Annotated in this window: 18 protein-coding genes; 15 read left to right on the top strand and 3 right to left on the bottom strand. The window is 66.0% G+C overall.

Features of this window, described 5'->3' with window-relative positions; all coding sequences use genetic code 11:
• The first annotated feature begins 11 nt into the window (after nt 1–11).
• Genes otsB through CTA01S_RS00435 form a run of 4 tightly spaced genes read left to right on the top strand, consistent with a single transcriptional unit; the run spans nt 12 to nt 4,889 of the window.
• Entirely contained in the window at nt 12–764 is a 753-nt protein-coding gene (otsB, locus tag CTA01S_RS00450; RefSeq protein WP_019561287.1) for a trehalose-phosphatase, read from the top strand.
• Nucleotides 761–2,563 carry a glycoside hydrolase family 15 protein gene (locus CTA01S_RS00445; protein ID WP_062190983.1) on the top strand — a complete coding sequence of 601 codons (1,803 nt, stop codon included), beginning with the start codon at nt 761–763 and terminating at the stop codon, nt 2,561–2,563. The genes otsB and CTA01S_RS00445 overlap by 4 nt, the downstream gene beginning before the upstream one ends.
• Nucleotides 2,560–3,939: an alpha,alpha-trehalose-phosphate synthase (UDP-forming) gene (gene otsA / locus CTA01S_RS00440; protein WP_062190980.1), complete on the top strand. Its 1,380-nt coding sequence runs from the start codon at nt 2,560–2,562 to the stop codon at nt 3,937–3,939. Before CTA01S_RS00445 ends, otsA begins: the two co-directional genes overlap by 4 nt.
• A 32-nt stretch (nt 3,940–3,971) precedes the next feature.
• Nucleotides 3,972–4,889, top strand: coding sequence for a mechanosensitive ion channel family protein (locus tag CTA01S_RS00435; RefSeq protein WP_062190977.1), 918 nt, complete (start codon nt 3,972–3,974; stop codon nt 4,887–4,889).
• Nucleotides 4,890–4,937: 48 nt separating this feature from the next.
• On the opposite strand, the gene CTA01S_RS00430 is transcribed toward CTA01S_RS00435, so the two are convergent.
• On the bottom strand, nt 4,938–5,276 hold the full coding sequence (locus tag CTA01S_RS00430; protein ID WP_157451260.1) for a hypothetical protein: 339 nt from the start codon (nt 5,274–5,276) through the stop codon (nt 4,938–4,940).
• Between the two features lie 258 nt (nt 5,277–5,534).
• On the opposite strand from CTA01S_RS00430, the gene mnmG reads away from it, so the two are divergent.
• The 11 genes from mnmG (at nt 5,535) to CTA01S_RS00375 (ending at nt 17,136) form a co-directional block, all read left to right on the top strand.
• Nucleotides 5,535–7,499 (top strand): tRNA uridine-5-carboxymethylaminomethyl(34) synthesis enzyme MnmG, encoded by a 1,965-nt coding sequence (gene mnmG, locus CTA01S_RS00425; protein WP_019561282.1) that lies wholly within the window; start codon nt 5,535–5,537, stop codon nt 7,497–7,499.
• A gap of 126 nt (nt 7,500–7,625) precedes the next feature.
• Nucleotides 7,626–8,330: a 16S rRNA (guanine(527)-N(7))-methyltransferase RsmG gene (gene rsmG / locus CTA01S_RS00420; RefSeq protein WP_062190971.1), complete on the top strand. Its 705-nt coding sequence runs from the start codon at nt 7,626–7,628 to the stop codon at nt 8,328–8,330.
• Nucleotides 8,330–8,941: a LysE family transporter gene (locus CTA01S_RS00415; protein WP_062190968.1), complete on the top strand. Its 612-nt coding sequence runs from the start codon at nt 8,330–8,332 to the stop codon at nt 8,939–8,941. The genes rsmG and CTA01S_RS00415 overlap by 1 nt, the downstream gene beginning before the upstream one ends.
• Before the next feature lie 60 nt (nt 8,942–9,001).
• A complete protein-coding gene (locus CTA01S_RS00410; RefSeq protein ID WP_019561279.1) occupies nt 9,002–9,250 on the top strand; it encodes a type II toxin-antitoxin system Phd/YefM family antitoxin in 249 nt (82 codons plus the stop codon).
• A complete protein-coding gene (locus tag CTA01S_RS00405) occupies nt 9,247–9,663 on the top strand; it encodes a type II toxin-antitoxin system VapC family toxin (protein WP_019561278.1) in 417 nt (138 codons plus the stop codon). Before CTA01S_RS00410 ends, CTA01S_RS00405 begins: the two co-directional genes overlap by 4 nt.
• Before the next feature lie 20 nt (nt 9,664–9,683).
• On the top strand, nt 9,684–10,454 hold the full coding sequence (locus tag CTA01S_RS00400; protein WP_019561277.1) for a ParA family protein: 771 nt from the start codon (nt 9,684–9,686) through the stop codon (nt 10,452–10,454).
• A 21-nt stretch (nt 10,455–10,475) separates the two neighbouring features.
• Nucleotides 10,476–11,027 (top strand): RBBP9/YdeN family alpha/beta hydrolase, encoded by a 552-nt coding sequence (locus CTA01S_RS00395; protein ID WP_084362237.1) that lies wholly within the window; start codon nt 10,476–10,478, stop codon nt 11,025–11,027.
• Between the two features lie 10 nt (nt 11,028–11,037).
• Nucleotides 11,038–11,934, top strand: a complete 897-nt coding sequence (locus CTA01S_RS00390; RefSeq protein WP_062190962.1) for a ParB/RepB/Spo0J family partition protein — start codon at nt 11,038–11,040, stop codon at nt 11,932–11,934.
• 413 nt (nt 11,935–12,347) lie between these two features.
• Nucleotides 12,348–14,270 (top strand): PrkA family serine protein kinase, encoded by a 1,923-nt coding sequence (locus CTA01S_RS00385; RefSeq protein WP_019561273.1) that lies wholly within the window; start codon nt 12,348–12,350, stop codon nt 14,268–14,270.
• Nucleotides 14,271–14,323: 53 nt separating this feature from the next.
• The gene (locus CTA01S_RS00380; RefSeq protein WP_019561272.1) at nt 14,324–15,613 is read left to right on the top strand and encodes a YeaH/YhbH family protein; all 1,290 of its coding nucleotides are present in this window, start codon (nt 14,324–14,326) and stop codon (nt 15,611–15,613) included.
• On the top strand, nt 15,610–17,136 hold the full coding sequence (locus tag CTA01S_RS00375; RefSeq protein ID WP_062190959.1) for a SpoVR family protein: 1,527 nt from the start codon (nt 15,610–15,612) through the stop codon (nt 17,134–17,136). Before CTA01S_RS00380 ends, CTA01S_RS00375 begins: the two co-directional genes overlap by 4 nt.
• 21 nt (nt 17,137–17,157) lie before the next feature.
• Here CTA01S_RS00375 and CTA01S_RS00370 read toward each other — a convergent pair whose 3' ends face one another.
• Entirely contained in the window at nt 17,158–17,709 is a 552-nt protein-coding gene (locus CTA01S_RS00370; protein WP_198150732.1) for a class I SAM-dependent methyltransferase, read from the bottom strand.
• A gap of 81 nt (nt 17,710–17,790) precedes the next feature.
• Nucleotides 17,791–19,212: an FAD-binding oxidoreductase gene (locus CTA01S_RS00365; RefSeq protein WP_062190956.1), complete on the bottom strand. Its 1,422-nt coding sequence runs from the start codon at nt 19,210–19,212 to the stop codon at nt 17,791–17,793.
• Between the last annotated feature and the right edge of the window lie 139 nt (nt 19,213–19,351).

Genomic DNA, 19,351 nt, shown 5'->3' with positions numbered 1-19,351 from the left:
GTGAGGCCGATATGCATTGGCCTCAATGTAATGGGCGGCCGCTCGCCCTGTTTCTGGATTTCGACGGCACCTTGGCCGAACTGGCCTCGCGCCCGCAGGATGTGCATGTCGAGCCGGCGCTCATCGAGCTGCTGGACCGCTTGCGCAGACAGCTCGAGGGGGCCTTGGCCATCGTCACCGGCCGGCCCGTGCAGGACATCGATGCCTTCTTGCACCCCTTGCTGCTGCCGGTGGCCGGCCTGCATGGCGCCGAAGGCCGGGGAGCCGACGGCCGCGGTTGGCGGCTGGCGGCGCCCGACTTGAGCGCGGTCGAGGCGGTCGCACGCGCCTTGCAAGCCGAGCACCCCGGCCTGCAGCTCGAACACAAGGCCGCGGCACTGGCCGTGCACTACCGCCATGCGCCCGAGGCGGCCGAGGCCTGCCGGCAGCGCCTGGCCGAGGCGATCGCCTCCGACACGGGGCTGGAGTTGCTGCACGGCAAGTGCGTGATCGAGGTCAAGCCCGCTGGGGTGCACAAGGGGCTGGCGATCGAGCGCTTCTTGTCCGACAAGCCTTTTGCTGGGCGCGAGCCGGCCTTTGCGGGTGACGATGTCACCGACGAGGCGGGCTTTGCCACCGTGCTGCGCCTGGGGGGCCAGGCCTGCAAGGTCGGCGCGGGCCCGAGCTGCGCGCCCCAGCGTCTGGCCAGCCCGGCCGAGCTCCATCGTGCCCTGGCAGCGTGGTCGCAGCAGCTGTCCTCCTGCGTTGAAAGGAGCGCCGCATGACAGGCTTTGCCCCACCAGCCCCGCCGTCGCTGCGCCTGGGCGTCATCGGCAACTGCACCTACAGCGCGCTGATCGACGAACGCGCCCGCGTGGTGTGGTGCTGCCTGCCGCGCTTCGATGGCGATCCGGTGTTCAACGCCTTGCTCGACCCCTCCGAGCGCGGCAGCGACTGGGCCTTCGAGCTCGAGGACTTCGCCTCGGCCGAACAAGCCTATGTGCCCAACACGGCGATTTTGCGCACCGTGCTCACCGACACCCGGGGCCAGCGCCTGGAAATCATCGACTTTGCGCCGCGCTTCCATTCGCGCTCCCGCTTTTTCCGGCCGATGACCATGGTGCGCCGCGTGCGCCCCTTGAGCGGCGCGCCGCGCCTGCGCGTCCGCCTGAACCCGCGCTTCGATTGGGGCCGACGCGCGCCCACGCTCACCCAGGGCAGCAATCATCTGCGCTTCGTGGGCGATGCGTTGACGCTGCGGCTGAACACCGACGCGCCCCTGTCTTACGTGCTGTCGCAGCAGCCCTTCGTCGTCAGCCGTGAATACAACTTCCTGCTCGGCCCAGACGAGACCCTGGCCGAAGGCATCGGCGACACCGCGCGCCATTTCGAGCAAGAGACGGCCGCCTACTGGCGCCACTGGAGCCAACGGCTGCACATCCCGCTGCAATGGCAGGATGCGGTCATTCGCGCGGCCATCACGCTGAAGCTGTCGCTGTTCGAAGACACCGGCGCCATCGTCGCGGCGATGACCACCAGCATTCCCGAGGCTGCGCACAGCGGCCGCAACTGGGACTACCGCTATTGCTGGCTGCGCGATGCCTTTTTCGTGGTGCGCGCACTCAACAGCCTGTCGGAGATGGGCACGCTGGAAGACTACCTGCGCTGGCTGTCCAACGTCGTGGCGCAGGCGCGCGGCGGGCACATCCAGCCCTTGTTCGGCGTGGGCCTGGAACGCGAGCTGCCCGAGTTCGTGATGGAGCATCTGCCGGGCTATCGCGGCATGGGTCCGGTGCGCGTGGGCAACCAAGCGGCCGAGCATGTCCAGCACGATGTCTATGGCAACGTGGTGCTGGCGGCCGCACAAGCCTTTCATGACGAGCGCCTGCTGCATCGCCCCGGCCTGGCCGAATTCGATCATCTGCAAGCCGTGGGCGAGCAAGCCGTGCGTGTGTTCGACCAGCCCGATGCCGGCATGTGGGAGCTGCGCACCCGTGCACGCGTCCACACCTCCTCGGCGCTGATGTGCTGGGCGGCCTGCGACCGCTTGGCCAAGATCGCGCGGCGACTGCAGCTCGGCGACCGCGCCGCCCACTGGGCCCAACAGGCCCAGCGCTTGCGCGAGCGCATCCTGGCCGAAAGCTGGAGCGACCAGCGCCAAGCCTTCGTCGAGAGCTTCGGCGGACGCGATCTGGACGCCAGCGTGCTGCTGATGGCCGAGGTCAACTTCATCGACCCCAGGGACCCGCGCTTCATCGCCACCGTCGATGCCCTGGAGCGCCATCTGTGCGATGGCCCCTACATGCGCCGCTACGAGGCCGCCGACGACTTCGGCAAGCCCGAAACCGCCTTCAACATTTGCAGCTTCTGGCGCATCGATGCGCTGGCGCGCATCGGCCGCACCGCGCAGGCACGCGAGATCTTCGAAGCGATGCTGGCCACGCGCAACCCCTTGGGGCTGCTGTCGGAAGACACCGATGCGCGCACCGGCGAGTTGTGGGGCAATTTCCCGCAGACGTATTCGATGGTGGGCATCATCAACGGCGCGGTGCGGCTGTCGGCGCCCTGGGACAGCGTGGTATGAGCCGGCTGGTCGTGGTGTCCAACCGCGTGGCCGACCCGCGCAAACCCGCCGCCGGGGGCTTGGCGGTGGCTTTGGGCGAAGCGCTCAACGACACCGGCGGGCTGTGGTTCGGCTGGAGCGGCAAGGTCGTCGAGCCGGGCGAATCCGAGCTGGGCGCCGTGCGCGTGGTGCGCAGCGGCAACGTCACCTTGGCCACGATCGACCTGTCTGCCGACGATCACGACAGCTATTACCTCGGCTATAGCAACGGTGTGCTCTGGCCGGTCTTCCACTACCGGCTCGATCTGGCCGACTTCGAGGCCGGCCATATCGCCGGCTACCGCCGCGTCAACCGGCTGTTTGCTCAAAAGCTGATGACCTTGCTGCGCCCCGACGATCTGATCTGGGTGCACGACTACCATCTCATCCCGCTGGCGGCCGAGCTGCGCGCGATGGGCTGCAGCCAACGGATCGGCTTTTTTCTGCACATCCCGCTGCCGCCGCCGCAAATTCTGGCGGCCATCCCGCAGCATGAGTGGCTGATTCGCGCACTGTTTGCCTACGATGTGGTGGGCTTTCAGTCCAACATCGATCTGCAGCACTTCGCGCGCTACGTGCGCAACGAAGCCGACGCCCAGGCGCTGGGTGCCGATCGTTACCGCGCCTTCGGCCGCACGACGATCGCGCAGGCCTTTCCGATCGGCATCGATGTGGACGAGTTCGCCCAACTGGCCCAGTGCCGCGAAGCGGTCGAGACCTACCAGACCATGCGTGAGCAGTATTCGCGCCGCCGCCTGCTCATCGGCGTGGACCGGCTCGACTACTCCAAAGGCATTCCTCATCGGGTGCGCGCGTTTCGCGAACTTCTCCAGCATTACCCCGAAAATCGGCACAGTGCCACGCTGATCCAGATCGCCTCGCCCACGCGCGAAAGCGTCGATGCCTACGCCGACATCCGCCGCGAACTCGAAGCCCTGTGCGGAGCGATCAATGGCGACTTCGGCGACCTCGATTGGATGCCGGTGCGCTACATCCACCGCACCGTGGCGCGCAAGCGCATACCCGGCCTGTGCCGCGCGGCCGACGTCGGCCTGGTCACGCCGCTGCGCGACGGCATGAACCTGGTGGCCAAGGAATACGTCGCCGCGCAAAACCCCGACGACCCCGGCGTGCTCGTGCTCTCACGCTTTGCCGGCGCGGCCGAGCAATTGAAGGAAGCGCTGCTGGTCAACCCCTATGACGTGCATGGCACGGCCGAAACCATTCAACAGGCCCTGCGCATGCCATTGGAAGAGCGCCAGCGCCGCCATCGGGCGCTGCTGGCGCGCATCCGCGAGCACGACGTGCACTGGTGGCGGCGGCGCTTTCTCGACACCCTGGCGCAAGCCGGGGACTGAGCTTCGACGCTTCGACAAAGGAGTCCTCCCGCATGAAAGACGATTGGATCAGCGAGGCCCTCGCCCTCTGGCATGGCCTTGGCGGTTTTGCCATGACCGCCGTGCGTGTCACCCTGATCGCCCTCGTCGCTTGGATCGTCGTCAAAGTGCTTCACCGCACCATCCGGCTGTTTCGGCAGCGGCTGACCGCGCGCACCGACGATCGCGAAGCGGTCAAACGCGCCGAAACCCTGGGGCGCGTCTTCCGCTACATCGTCAGCGTGGTGGTCACCCTGGTGGCCAGCATGGTCATCCTGTCCGAGTTGGGCATTTCCGTGGCCCCCATCCTCGGTGCTGCCGGCGTGGTCGGTCTGGCCGTCGGCTTTGGCGCACAAACGCTGGTCAAGGACTATTTCTCCGGCTTTTTCATTCTCTTGGAGAACCAGATCCGCCAAGGGGACGTGGTCCAACTCGGCGACCACTCCGGCGTGGTCGAACAGGTGACGCTGCGCTTCGTGCAACTGCGCGACTATGCGGGCAATGTGCATTTCATCCCCAATGGCAGCATCTCGGTCGTCACCAACATGACCTTCGGCTACGCCAATGCCGTGATGGACATCGGCGTGGCCTATCGGGAAGACGTCGATCAAGTGATGGCCCTGATGCACGAAGTGGCCCAACAAATGCGGCGCGACGACACCTATGGCCCGCGCATCCTGGGTGACTTGGAAATGGCCGGGGTGGATCAATGGGCCGATTCGGCCGTGGTGATCCGCTGCCGCCTGCGTTGCGTGCCGATCGAGCAGTGGTCGGTGCGCCGGGAGTATCTGCGTCGGCTGAAGAAGGCCTTCGATGAGGCCGGCATCGAAATCCCCTACCCGCACCTGACGATCTACGCCGGGCAGGCCAAGGACGGCAGCGCCCCGGCCTTCCCGGTGCAAGCGCGCGTGCTCGGCACGGCCCAGCGCTGAAGCGAGCCGCCGCTCCGCGGGCGGCTCATGGTCGGCCGCGCGGCGGTTTCACCATCGGGTGTCGGCCGGGAACGAATAGGCGTCTTCTTGCAGCAGCAACGGGGCCCGCGCCGCGGCCGCAAACGCGGCTTCGTTCAGCACCAGGCCCAGGCGGCGTACTTGCTGGTCCAGGGCGCTCAGCCGCGCGTCCAAGGCCAGCAGCCAGGCCGACGGCCGCGCCGGGAACAAGGACGACAACGCCAGCCAACGCTGGCTCCAGGGCAAACGCGGCGCCTGCGTGTCGTACAACAGACGCCAAGCCCGTGCCAACTCGGCCGCCTCCACCGGCCATTGCGCCAGGGTGTGCCGGTTCAGCGACGGTGTCGCACTCGACGGTGGCGATGTCATGATTCTTCGGGCCTGCGGGCCCGCAGCACCGTAAAGCGCTACATTCTCGGCGTCCCCGCTCCACGGTCACCCGGGTTTTCCCGGGAATCCCCCTTCAGGGGGAAAGGCCGCCTGCGGCCTCCCCGGGAGCCCCCCAGGAATTCGACCCTGCGCGGGGCAAGGATGTATCGCGCCGCCTACAATGAAGGGTTTGCCTGCGCGATCGGCATTGCGCTCTGTGATGCAGGCCCGACGCAGGCCATGCCGCGGAGACCTCCCATGCTCTACCCCCAGGAATTCGACGTCATCGTCGTCGGTGGCGGCCACGCCGGCACCGAAGCGGCATTGGCGGCCGCCCGCATGGGCTGCGCCACGCTGCTGCTCACCCACAACATCGAGACGCTGGGCCAGATGAGCTGCAACCCGTCCATCGGGGGCATTGGCAAAGGCCATCTGGTCAAGGAAATCGACGCCCTGGGCGGCGCGATGGCCGCAGCCACCGATGAGGCGGGCATCCAGTTCCGCATCCTCAACAGCTCCAAGGGGCCGGCCGTGCGCGCCACGCGCGCCCAGGCCGACCGTGTGCTGTACAAAGCCGCCATTCGCCGCCGTTTGGAGAACCAGCCCCGTTTGTGGCTCTTCCAACAAGCGGTCGATGACCTCATGCTCGAAGGTGACCGCGTGGTCGGCGCGGTCACGCAAGTGGGCATTCGCTTTCGCGGGCGCACGGTCGTGCTGACGGCCGGCACCTTCCTGGACGGCCGCATTCACGTGGGTTTGCAACACTATGCCGCCGGTCGTGCGGGGGATCCGCCCGCGGTGTCGCTGTCGGCCCGCCTCAAGGAGTTGAAGCTGCCGCAGGGACGCCTGAAGACCGGCACCCCGCCGCGCATCGACGGCCGCAGCATCGATTTTTCCAAGCTCACCGAGCAGCCCGGGGACCTCGACCCCGTGCCGGTGTTCAGCTTCATGGGTGACGCGTCGCAGCATCCGCGCCAGGTGTCTTGCTGGATCACCCACACCAACGAGCGCACCCACGAGATCATCCGTTCGGGCTTCGACCGCAGTCCGATGTTCACCGGCCGCATCGAAGGCGTGGGGCCACGCTATTGCCCCAGCATCGAGGACAAGATCAACCGCTTCGCCGACAAAAGCTCGCACCAGATCTTCCTGGAACCCGAAGGGCTCACGACCAACGAGTTTTACCCCAACGGCATTTCCACCTCGCTGCCGTTCGACATCCAGCTCGCCGCGGTGCGCTCGATGCCGGGCCTGGAGCAGGCCCACATCCTGCGGCCGGGCTATGCCATCGAGTACGACTACTTCGACCCGCGGGAGTTGAAACCCAACTTCGAAACCCGGGCCATCCGCGGGCTGTTCTTCGCCGGCCAAATCAACGGCACCACCGGCTACGAAGAAGCCGCCGCTCAGGGCCTGTTCGCTGGGGTCAATGCCGCATTGCAAGCCCAAGACCGCGAGCCCTGGGTGCCCCGGCGAGACCAGGCCTACCTCGGCGTGCTGGTGGACGACCTCATCACCAAAGGCGTCTCCGAACCCTACCGCATGTTCACCAGCCGGGCCGAGTTTCGCCTGCAGCTGCGCGAGGACAATGCTGACCTGCGCTTGACCGAGATCGGCCGCCAGTTGGGCTTGGTGGACGATGCCCGTTGGGACGCCTTCAACCGCAAGCGCGACGCGGTTTCACGTGAAACAGAGCGCCTGAAGTCCACCTGGGTGCATCCTCACATCCTGCCCGCAGCCGAGGCCGAGCGGCTCATCGGCAAGGCCCTGGAGCATGAGTACAGCCTGGCCGACCTGCTGCGCCGCCCTGGCGTGAACTTCGACACCGTGGCCGCGGTGGCCGCCCTCGCCAAGCCCGAGGCCGGTGTTTCACGTGAAACGCTGCGCGCCGAACTGGGCGCCACGCTGGCCGATGCCGTGATCGAGCAGGTCGAGATCAGCATCAAGTACGCCGGCTACATCGACAAGCAGAACGAAGAAGTGCAGCGCGCCCTGGCCTACGAGCACCTCAAGCTGCCCGCCGATCTGGACTATTCCCAAGTCACGGCCTTGAGCCACGAGGTGCGCCAAAAGCTGAACAAATACCGCCCGGAAACCCTGGGCCAGGCCTCGCGCATCTCCGGCGTGACGCCAGCGGCCATCTCCCTGCTGCTCATCCACTTGAAGAAGGGGCGGTTCAAGGGATTCGGCGGCGACACCCCCGCGCCAGAGCGCGCGGCCTGAGCCGCCCGACGAGCGCGGCCACCCGGCCCTGCCGGCCGCCCTGCGGCCGGCGCCCGCCCCCCCCCAGGCACCCCAGCCCACGCGGGCGGCCCCACCGCCAAGCCCCACCGCCAAGCCCCCACCAGGATGGCAGACCCTTGCAGATCGGGCACACTCTCCTCACCCATGAAGCATCTCCTCGAATCCGGCCTGAACCACCTTGGGCTGCGTTTGCGTCCTGAGCAAATCGACCAGCTCCTCGCCTATCTCACGCTCCTGGGCAAGTGGAACCGGGTCTACAACCTCACGGCGGTGCGCGATCCGGCTCAGATGGTCACCCACCACCTCCTCGACTGCCTCAGCATCATCCCCCCGTTGCAGGCCCGCCATGGCGAGCAAGCGCTTCGAGTGCTGGATGTCGGCGCGGGCGCCGGCCTGCCTGGCGTGGTCATCGCCATCGCCCGCCCTTCGACCGAAGTCATTTGCGTGGACACGGTCGCCAAGAAGGCCAGCTTCATCCAGCAGGTGGCCGCCGAGCTCGGCCTGAGCCGGCTGCACGCTCAGCACGCGCGGGTCGAAGCGTTGCCGCCCCAGCAGGCCGACATCGTCACCTCGCGCGCCTTCGCGTCCCTGTCCGACTTCGTCACCCTCACCCGCGCCCACTTGGGGCCCCAAGGGGTCTGGATGGCCATGAAAGGCAAACGCCCCGACGCCGAAGCCGCTGAGCTGCCGCCCGACGTGGCCCTGTTTCACGTGGAACCATTGACCGTGCCGGGCCTGGATGCCGAACGCTGCCTGGTCTGGATGCGCCCCCGCTTCAGCGATACTTCTTCTTCCCCCGGAGCCCCCTGATGTTCGGCATCACCGACTTCGGCGCCTACTGCGCCGCGATCCTGGTTTTCTTGGCCTTGCCCGGCCCCGGCACCTTGGCCTTGCTCACGGCCACCGGCAAGGGCGGCTTGCGCGCCGGCGCGGCCGCGACCGCCGGGCTGATCGTGGGCGACCAGATCCTGCTCTGGCTGGCGGTGGCCGGCGTGGCCGCCCTGCTGGCCACCCATCCCGCCCTCTTCCAGGCGGTGCAGTACGCCGGCGCGGCCTACCTGGGCTGGATCGGCCTCAGGCTCTTGCGCGCCCGGGACGGCGCGACACCGGTCGTGTCGATGGAAGCCGGCCGCTACTTCCGCCAGGCCACCATCATCACCGTGCTCAACCCCAAGGCGGTCGTCTTCTACATGGCCTTCTTCCCGCTGTTCATCGACCCGGCCCGTCACCAGGGCATGCTCACCTTCGCCGCGATGGCCATCACGATTGCCGCACTCACCGCCCTTTACTGCCTGACCCTGTGCACCTTCGCCCATGCCATCGCCGCCAAAATACGCGCCCACCGGCGGGCCGCGAAATGGCTGGAGCGCTTGGCCGGCGTCTTCCTGATCGGCTTTGGCATCCGCCTCAGCACGAACTGAGCTTGACACGCACAGGCAGCCCAAGGATAATTCAACCAGATTATTCAACCAGTTGAATTGATGTCCGTCACCATCGGCGCCTTCGAAGCCAAGACGCACCTGTCGGCCCTGCTGGACCGGGTCGAGCACGGCGAAGAGGTCGTCATCACCAAACACGGCCGCCCCGTGGCGCGCCTGCTGCCCGTCCGGCCCGCGCCCCATGCGGCCTCGGGCGGCCAGGATCTGCTGGAGCGCATGCGCGAACAACGTGCCGGACGCCGCCTGGGCATGGATTGGCGCGTGCTACGAGACGAGGGCCGCAAGGGATGAGTCCCGTGGTGCTCGACGCCTCCAGCGCCCTCACCTGGTGCTTCGAGGACGAAGCCAGCGAGGCCGGTGACCGTCTGTTCTGCCGTGTGCAGGACCGCGGCGCGGTCGTGCCCCCGCTGTGGCACCTGGAGATCGCCCACATCGTGCTCAGCGCCGAACGCCGCCGACGCCTGACGCAAACCGAGGTCGAGAGCTACCTCGACCTGCTCAGGCAGCTGCGCATCGACACCGATGCCGCCCCGCCCGAACGGGCCCGCGCCGACACCTTGCGCCTCGCCCGCGAACACCGCCTCTCGGTCTACGACGCCTGCTACCTCGACCTGGCCATGCGCCGCCGCCTGCCCCTGGCCACGCGAGACACCGCCCTGCAACGCGCCGCCCGCGCCGTGGGCGTCGAACTGATCGAACTCTGAGCCCCCCACCGAAGCAGCCCATGGCCAAGATCTTCTGCATTGCCAACCAAAAAGGTGGCGTCGGCAAGACGACCACCGCCGTCAACCTTGCGGCCGGCCTGGCCAAAGTCGGCCAACGTGTGCTGCTGGTCGACCTCGACCCCCAGGGCAATGCCACGATGGGCTCGGGCGTGGACAAGCGCACCCTGCCCTTGTCCGTCTACGATGTGCTGCTCGAATCCGCCACGGTGGCCGAAGCCCGTGCGCGGTCCGAACTGGGCGGCTACGACGTGCTGGGGGCCAACCGTGAACTGGCCGGCGCCGAGGTCGAACTCGTCGACCTGGAGCGCCGCGACCGCCGGCTCAAAAGCGCGCTGGCCGCCGCCGAGGCCGAGTACGACTTCGTCCTGATCGACTGCCCGCCCTCGCTGTCCATGCTGACCCTCAACGGCCTGGTCAGCGCCCATGGCGTGATCGTGCCGATGCAGTGCGAATACTTCGCGCTCGAAGGCTTGACCGACCTGGTCAACACCATCAAGCAAGTGCATGCCAACCTCAACGCCGACCTGAAGATCATCGGCCTGCTGCGCGTGATGTACGATCCGCGCATCACCTTGCAAAGCCAGGTCAGCGAACAGCTCAAGCAGCACTTCGCCGACAAAGTCTTCAACACGGTCATCCCGCGCAACGTGCGCTTGGCCGAAGCGCCCAGCTACGGACAGCCCGGCGTGGTGTTCGACCCGAGCTCGCGCGGCGCGCAGGCCTATGTCGAATTCGCGCGCGAAATGGTCTCGCGCGTGGCCACGATGTAAGGCCCCACCCCCATGCCGTCCATGAACCCACGCATCTTGTTGCTGCCCGGTTGGCTCGATTCCGGCCCGGACCACTGGCAAAGCCGCTGGCAAGCCCTCTATGGCGACACACGCGTGGAGCAGGCCGATTGGGAATGGCCCCGTCGCGGCGACTGGATGGCCCGCCTCGAAGACGTGGTGCGCGCCGAGCCGACCCCCGCGCTGCTGGTGGCGCACAGTCTGGGCTGCCAGCTCGTGGCCGCCTGGGCCGCCCACACGCGCCACGCGCATCGCGTGCTGGGCGCGCTGCTGGTGGCCCCGCCCGACACCGAGCGCGACGACACCCCTCCGCAACTGCACCACTGGCGGCCCATCGTGCGCCAGCGCCTGCCCTTTCCAGCCATCGCACTCATCAGCACCGACGACCCCTATTGCCGCGCCGAACGCGCCGCCGAGATGGCCCACCAATGGGGCGCCCGGCTCGTCAGCCTGGGCCCCAAAGGCCACCTCAATCACGCCAGCGGCCTGGGCGACTGGCCCGAGGGCCGCGCCTGGCTCGATGCCTTGCGCCCGGCGCCGACTTCCGATTCCTGAACCCACCCCCATGGTCACGAAAAAACCCAAAGGTCTGGGCCTCGGCCTGGAAGCCCTGCTGGGCCCCAAGGTCAGCGACGCCCCCGCGGCGGCCCCCGGCGCCGACACCCCCTCCAGCCTTCCCTTGGCCCAGCTCCAGCCCGGCAAATACCAGCCGCGCACCCGCATGGACGAAGGCTCCTTGTACGAGCTGGCCGAAAGCATCAAGGCCCAGGGCATCATGCAGCCCATTCTGGTTCGGCCCATCGGCCCCCAACGCTACGAGATCATCGCCGGTGAACGACGCTTCCGCGCGGCCCAACTGGCCGGACTCGACACCGTGCCGGTGCTGGTCAAAGAAGTGCCCGACGAAGCCGCCGCCGCAATGGCGCTGATCGAAAACATCCAGCGCGAAGACCTCAATCCGCTGGAAGAAGCCCAAGGCCTGCAACGCCTGATCACCGAATTCGGCCTCACCCACGAGCAAGCCGCCCAGGCCGTGGGCCGCTCGCGCAGCGCGGCCTCCAACCTGCTGCGCCTGCTCCAGCTGGCCGAACCCGTGCAGCACATGCTGATGGCCGGCGACATCGACATGGGCCACGCCCGCGCGCTGCTGCCCTTGGCGCCAGCGCAACAAATCCTCAGCGCTCACGAGATCGCCGCCAAGAAGCTCAGCGTGCGCGAAGCCGAAAAACTCGTGGCACGGGCGATGCAAGCCCGCAAACCGGCCGCGCGCGGGCCCTCTGGCGACAAGCCGCGCGACCTGCTGCGCATCGAAGAGCAGCTGTCCGACCACCTCACCGCGGCGGTGGAGATCCGCGTGAAAAAGCGCACCAAGCGCGGCGAACAAGGCGAAATCGCCATTGCCTTCGGCTCGCTGGACGAGCTCAACGGCTTGCTGGAGAAGCTGGGGCTGCCCTCGGCGTGATCCAACACGGCCGCACGCGGCCCCGCGGACCTCGAAGCCGCCGGCTTCACCAGCGTCCAGACCACGGCGCCCCTGCAGGCCGCCCGCCCCAGCACCGACACCCCGCCGCGGCCAAACCGCCAAGCTTTCCACATCCGGCCGTGATGGCTTCGATCGCCTGGTACAGACCCGAAGGAACTTCCCAGGGTTTGTGCGGTTCTGCCCACACTGCAATCGGGTCTTGCGACCCTCACCGGTGGCAGGACACGCGAAATGAGGGCACACTGTTTGCAAGCGATCGAACTACGCCCGCTTTGCCCCCCTGTTCGAGGCTTGCATTTGCCGCTCGTGGTTTCATGCTCAACACCTAGACGCCAAACGCAAGCCCCGCTGCAGCGCCGCAGGCGCCAAGCGTTGAACCCAAGGAGGTGTCGATGGACGTCATCAGCAACTTCGCCGCGCGCTACGAGCGCACCCGGGAAGAGGAATACACCCTCCAGGAATACCTGGACATCTGCCGGCGTGATCCCATGGCCTATGCCACGGCCGCCGAGCGCATGCTTGCGGCCATCGGCGAGCCGCAACTGGTGGACACGCGCAACGATCCACGCTTGTCGCGCATCTTCGCCAACAAAGTCATCAAGATCTACCCCGCCTTCCAAGAGTTCTATGGCATGGAAGACGCCATCGAGCAGGTGGTGAGCTACTTCCGCCATGCCGCGCAAGGCTTGGAGGAAAAGAAGCAAATCCTCTACTTGCTCGGTCCCGTCGGTGGCGGCAAGAGCTCGATCGCCGAGCGGCTCAAGCAGCTGATGGAGCGCGTGCCCTTCTACGCGATCAAGGGCTCGCCGGTGAACGAGTCGCCCCTGGGCTTGTTCGACCCCGACGAGGACGGCCCCATCCTCGAGAAGGAATACGGCATCCCGCGGCGCTACCTGCAGCGCATCCTGTCGCCGTGGGCGGTCAAGCGCCTGGAGGAGTTCGGCGGCGACATCCGCCAGTTCAAGGTCGTCAAACGCTACCCCAGCGTGCTCAAACAGATCGCCATCGCCAAGACCGAGCCGGGCGATGAAAACAACCAGGACATCTCCTCCCTGGTGGGCAAGGTCGATATCCGCAAGCTCGAAACCTTCGCGCAGGACGACCCCGACGCCTACGCCTTCTCCGGCGGCCTGTGCCTGGCCAACCAAGGCTTGCTGGAATTCGTCGAGATGTTCAAGGCACCCATCAAGGTGCTGCACCCGCTGCTGACCGCCACCCAAGAGGGCAATTTCAAAGGCACCGAAGGCTTCGGCGCCATCCCCTTCGACGGCATCATCCTGGCGCACAGCAATGAAAGCGAGTGGAAGGCGTTCCGCAACAACAAAAACAACGAAGCCTTCCTCGACCGCATCTACATCGTCAAGGTGCCGTACTGCCTGCGTGTCAGCGAGGAGATGAAGATCTACGAGAAGCTGATCCGCAACTCCTCGCTGGCCAACGCCCCGTGCGCGCCGGGCACGCTGAAGATGATGGCGCAGTTCTCGGTGCTCACCCGCTTGAAAGAGCCGGAAAACTCCAGCATCTTCAGCAAGATGCAGGTCTATGACGGCGAAAGCCTCAAGGACACCGATCCCAAGGCCAAGTCCATCCAGGAATACCGCGACTACGCCGGGGTGGACGAAGGCATGAGCGGCATCTCCACCCGCTTTGCCTTCAAGATCTTGTCCAAGGTGTTCAACTTCGACCCTGCCGAAGTGGCCGCCAACCCGGTGCACCTGATGTACGTGCTCGAACAACAAATCGAACGCGAGCAATTCCCCAAGGAAGTCGAGGAAAAGTACATCGCCTTCATCAAAGAACTGCTGGCGCCACGCTATGCCGAGTTCATCGGCAAGGAAATCCAGACCGCCTATCTGGAGAGCTACTCCGAGTACGGCCAGAACATCTTCGACCGCTACGTCACCTACGCCGACTACTGGATTCAGGACCAGGAGTATCGCGACCCCGACACCGGCGAGATTTTCGACCGCGCCTCGCTCAATGCCGAGCTGGAAAAAATCGAGAAGCCCGCAGGCATCAGCAACCCCAAGGACTTCCGCAACGAAATCGTCAACTTCGTGCTGCGCGCACGCGCCAACAACAACGGCAAGAACCCGAACTGGACCAGCTACGAGAAGCTGCGCACGGTGATCGAGAAAAAGATGTTCTCCAACACCGAGGAGCTGCTGCCGGTCATCAGCTTCAACGCCAAGTCCAGCGCCGACGAGCAGAAAAAACACGAAGACTTCGTCAACCGCATGGTCCAAAAGGGCTACACGCCCAAGCAAGTGCGTCTGCTGTGCGAGTGGTACCTGCGCGTGCGCAAGAGTTCGTGAACCGGATCGCCTGAACCAGGGTCCAACCCTCAGCATCACACGAGGACAGTTTCATGCCCACCCTGCAGCAGATCATCGATCGACGCCTGTCGGGCAAGAACAAGTCCATCGGCAACCGCGAGCGTTTTCTGCGCCGCTACCGTGCGCAAATCCGCGAGGCGGTGCGCAAAGCCGTCTCAGGCCGGGGCATCCGCAACCTCGAACAAGGCGAAGACATCATCTTGCCGCGGCGCGACGTCTCCGAGCCGGTCTTCGGCCACGCCCCAGGGGGCCAACGTGAATACGTGCACCCGGGCAACCGCGAGTACGTCAAAGGCGACCGCATCGAGCGGCCACGCGGCGGCGGTGGCAGCGGGGGCGGCTCACAAGCCAGCGACTCCGGCGAGGGCGAAGACGACTTCGTCTTCCACCTCACCAAAGAGGAGTTCATGCAGGTCTTCTTCGAAGACCTGGCCCTGCCCCATCTGATCCGCACCCAGCTGGCCGAGGTGCCGGAGTGGAAAAGCCACCGTGCCGGCTTCACCACCGATGGCACGCCGGCCAACCTGCACGTGGTGCGCTCCATGCGCGGGGCGCTGGCCCGGCGCATCGCCCTGGGCGGACAGACCCGCCGCGAAATCCGCCAGCTCGAAGCCCGGCTGCTGCACCTGCGGTCGCATCCGCATGCGGGCGAACCGCTGATTCAGAAAGAAATCCGCGACACCGAGGCCCAGCTGGAGGAGCTGCGCGCCAAGGTCCGCCGCATCCCCTACCTCGACCCGATCGACCTGCGCTACCGCAACCGGGTCCGGGTGCCCGTACCCAGCGCCAAGGCCGTGATGTTCTGCTTGATGGACGTCTCGGGCTCGATGGACGAGCAGCGCAAAGACATGTCCAAGCGCTTCTTCATGCTGCTCTACCTTTTCCTGACGCGGCACTACGAGAAAATCGACCTGGTCTTCATCCGCCACCACACCCAGGCCGCCGAAGTCACCGAAGACGAGTTCTTCCACGCCACCGAGACCGGCGGCACCGTCGTCTCCAGCGCGCTGAATTTGATGCACGAGATCATCCGCGCGCGCTACCCCAGCAGCGAATGGAACATCTACGGCGCCCAGGCCAGTGATGGCGACAACTGGCACCATGACAGCGGCCGCTGCCGCCAGATCCTGGACGAACACATCCTGCCGTTGGTGCGCTATTACGCCTACGTGCAAGTGGCCGAGGCCGAGCAAAACCTCTGGGAAGAATACTCCCAACTGCTCGAGACCCATCCTCACTTTGCCATGCGCAAGGTGGCCGACGCGGCTGACATCTACCCGGTGTTCCGTGAGCTGTTCCGCAAGGAGGGCGCCCCCGCATGAATGCCGTCGATCACCCCCGCGAACGCCTGCCCAGCCCGCCGGACTGGACCTTCGAGCTGATCGAGCAATATCACGCCGAGATCGCGCGCGTGGCGCAACAGAAGTACCGACTCGACACCTACCCCAACCAGCTCGAAATCATCACCGCCGAGCAGATGATGGATGCCTACGCCTCGGTGGGCATGCCGGTCATCTACCGCCACTGGTCCTATGGCAAGCAGTTCATCGCCACGGAAAAGAGCTACCGGCGCGGCCACATGGGGCTGGCCTATGAAATCGTCATCAATTCCGACCCCTGCATCGCCTACCTGATGGAAGAAAACACCATGGCCATGCAGGCCCTGGTGATTGCCCATGCGGCTTACGGGCACAACAGCTTCTTCAAAGGCAACTACCTCTTTCGCATGTGGACCGATGCCTCGTCCATCATCGACTACCTGGTCTACGCGAAGAACTACGTGGCCGAATGCGAAGAGCGCTACGGCCTGGACGCCGTGGAAGACCTGCTCGACTCCTGCCATGCCTTGATGAACCACGGCGTGGATCGCTACCGCCGCCCACAGAAACTGTCTTTGGCCCAAGAACAAGCGCGGCGGCAAGAGCGCGAACGCTATTTGCAGCAGCAAGTCAACGATCTGTGGCGCACCCTGCCGAGGCGCAACGAACGCAGCGATGACGAAGACGCCCAGTCGCGCCGCTTCCCCAGCGAGCCGCAGGAAAACCTGCTGTACTTCATCGAAAAGAACGCTCCCCTGCTGGAGCCGTGGCAACGCGAGATCGTGCGCATCGTGCGCAAGATCGCGCAGTACTTCTATCCGCAGCGCCAAACCCAGGTGATGAACGAGGGCTGGGCCACCTTCTGGCACTACACCTTGCTCAACACCCTGTACGACGAAGGCCTGCTGAGCGACGGCTTCATGATGGAGTGGCTGCAATCGCACACCAACGTGATCTTCCAGCCGCCGGTAGGACACCCGGCCTACAGCGGCATCAATCCCTACGCGCTGGGCTTTGCGATGTTCAGCGACATCAAGCGCATCTGCGAACAGCCCACCGAGGAAGACCGTCGCTGGTTCCCCGACATCGCCGGCAGTCCGTGGCAACAGACGCTGGACTACGCGATGCGCAACTTCAAGGACGAAAGCTTCATCGGCCAGTTCCTCAGCCCCAAGGTGATGCGCGACTTCCGGCTGTTCGCCATCCGCGACGACGAGGACGAGCCCGAGCTGGAGGTCTCGGCCATTCACGATGACAGCGGCTACCGCGCCTTGCGCGAATCGCTGTCACGCCAGTACGACCTGAACCACCGCGAGCCCAACATCCAAGTGTGGAACGTCAACCTGCGCGGTGATCGCTCGCTCACCCTGCGCCACATCCAACACCACAACCGCCCGCTGCACGACAGCGCCCAGGAAGTGCTCAAGCATGTGGCCCGGCTCTGGGGCTTCGACGTGCATCTGGACAGCGTGGACGATCAGGGGCGCATCACCAAGCAGTGGACGGCGGTGGCGCCCCGACACTGACGGACGCGCTCGAGGCCCGGTTCAGGCCCAGCCCAGCTCCCACACCCAAGCCGGCGGCACATTGCGCCACACCACGGCACGCCGGCGCCACACCAAGCCACGGCCCAATTGCAAATCGAACGGCGCACGCGGCTGGTAGGTGTATTGAATCAGGCGGCGCTGGGGGTGGGCCCACAAGAAACGCTCGATCGCACGGCTCGTGCCGTCACGCCAGCGCGCCGGCAACGAACGGAACGGCAGCGAGGACACCAGCACCACGGGCTCGTCGCCGCCGCACCAGGCCTCCAACACCTCGTGCGCAGGCGCTTGCAGCACGGTCATGCCGGGAAACCGCTGCCGCAGCCGCCCGGCCCACTCGGGCTGCAATTCCACCACGGTGGTGGGCACCCGAGGATGGCGCTCATACAAGGCTTCGGTGATCGCTCCGGTGCCAGCGCCCAATTCGATGATCTGCTGCGCGCCGTCGGCTCCACGCGCCATCGCCTGCGCCAAGTAACACGAGGACGGCCAAATCGCCCCCACCATGGTCGGCCGGGTAAAAGCCAGCATCATGAAGGCGGTGACTGCTCGCATAAGGATCGACCGAACCGCGTCATCGCAACCCGACCACTGTAGGGCCAGCCGCGGCCATCCGCAAGGGCTGGAAACCAAGGCTTACCATGGAAAGATCTTGCCTGGGTTCAAAATGTTCTGGGGATCCAGCGCGTGCTTGATCGCACGCATCAAGGCAAGCGCGCCCTCGCCGGCTTCCTCGCGCAAGAAGCCCATCTTGTGCAAACCGATGCCATGCTCCCCGGTGCAGGTGCCCTCCAGACGCAGCGCTCGCGCCACCAGCTGATGGTTCAGTCGCTCGGCCAGCTCGCGTTCCGCGGGCTTGTGGGGGTCGATCAGATAGCCCACGTGGAAATTGCCGTCGCCCACATGACCCACGATGAAATAGGGCAAGCCTGCCTCGTCGGCCTCGGCCGCGGTCTGCAGCAGGCATTCGGCCAGCCGCGAGATCGGCACACAAGCATCGGTGGTCACGGCCCGGCAGCCCGGCTTCATTTGCAGCGCCGCGAAATACGCATGATGGCGCGCGGTCCACAGCTTGCTGCGCGCCTCCGGCGTGGTGGCCCATTGAAAATCTTCGCCACCGTGTTCGCTGGCGATCTCCTGCACGGTCTGCGCCTGCTCCTGCACGCCCGCCGGGCTGCCATGGAACTCCATCAACAGCATCGGCCCCTCGCGCAGCGTGAGCTTGTCATGACGGTTCACCGCGCGCACCGCGTTGGTATCGAGCAGCTCACAGCGCGCAATCGGCACGCCCATTTGGATGATCTGGATGGTCGTGTTCACCGCGGCCTCCAGCGAGGGGAAAGAACACACGGCCGCCGACACCGCCTCGGGTTGCGGATACAGGCGCAGCGTGATCTCCGTCATCACCCCCAAGGTGCCCTCGCTGCCCACGAACAACCGAGTCAGGTCGTAGCCTGCGCTGGACTTGCGCGCGCGCGTGCCGGTGCGCACCACCTCGCCTGCGGCGGTCACCACCGTCAGCCCCAGCACGTTTTCGCGCATCGTGCCGTAACGCACCGCATTCGTGCCCGAAGCCCGCGTGGCGCACATGCCGCCAATCGACGCATCGGCACCCGGGTCGATCGGGAAGAACAGCCCCGTGTGGCGGATCTCGTTGTTGAGCTGCGTGCGTGTCACCCCGGCCTGCACGGTCACGGTCAGGTCCTCGGCATGGACCGCCAGCACACGGTTCATGCGCGACAGGTCGAGGCTCACCCCCCCTTGCACCGCCAGCAGGTGGCCTTCCAGCGACGAGCCCACGCCATAGGGGATCACCGGCACCGCATGCGCGGCGGCCAGCTTCACCACCTCGGCCACCTCCTCGGTGCTTTCCGCAAACACCACCACCTCGGGCGGCGGCACGTCGAAAGGCGATTCATCACGGCCGTGCTGCTCACGCACCGCCTGGGCGGTCGAGCACCGAGCGCCAAACCGCCCCTTCAGCGCCTCGATCATCGCCGCCGGCACCGGGCGGGGTTCATACGCGGGCAGCACGTGGCCGGGCAAGGGGGCGTTCATGGTTTGTCTCCTCTGCGGCTATGGAACCGGGGCTTGCACACATTACAAGCGTTTACTTTAAGCCGCCTCAATCCGGGGTGCATCCGGGTCCTCCACACGGCAAACTGCTCGTCGGCTCCTTGAAGCCTCATAGGGAGAA

Origin of the sequence: Caldimonas taiwanensis NBRC 104434 (genome assembly GCF_001592165.1) — a bacterium.
In the GTDB taxonomy this organism is placed as follows: Bacteria; Pseudomonadota; Gammaproteobacteria; order Burkholderiales; family Burkholderiaceae_C; genus Caldimonas; species Caldimonas manganoxidans.
The sequence above is the reverse complement of the archived record's forward strand: the minus strand, read 5'-3'. Positions and strand labels throughout refer to the sequence as shown.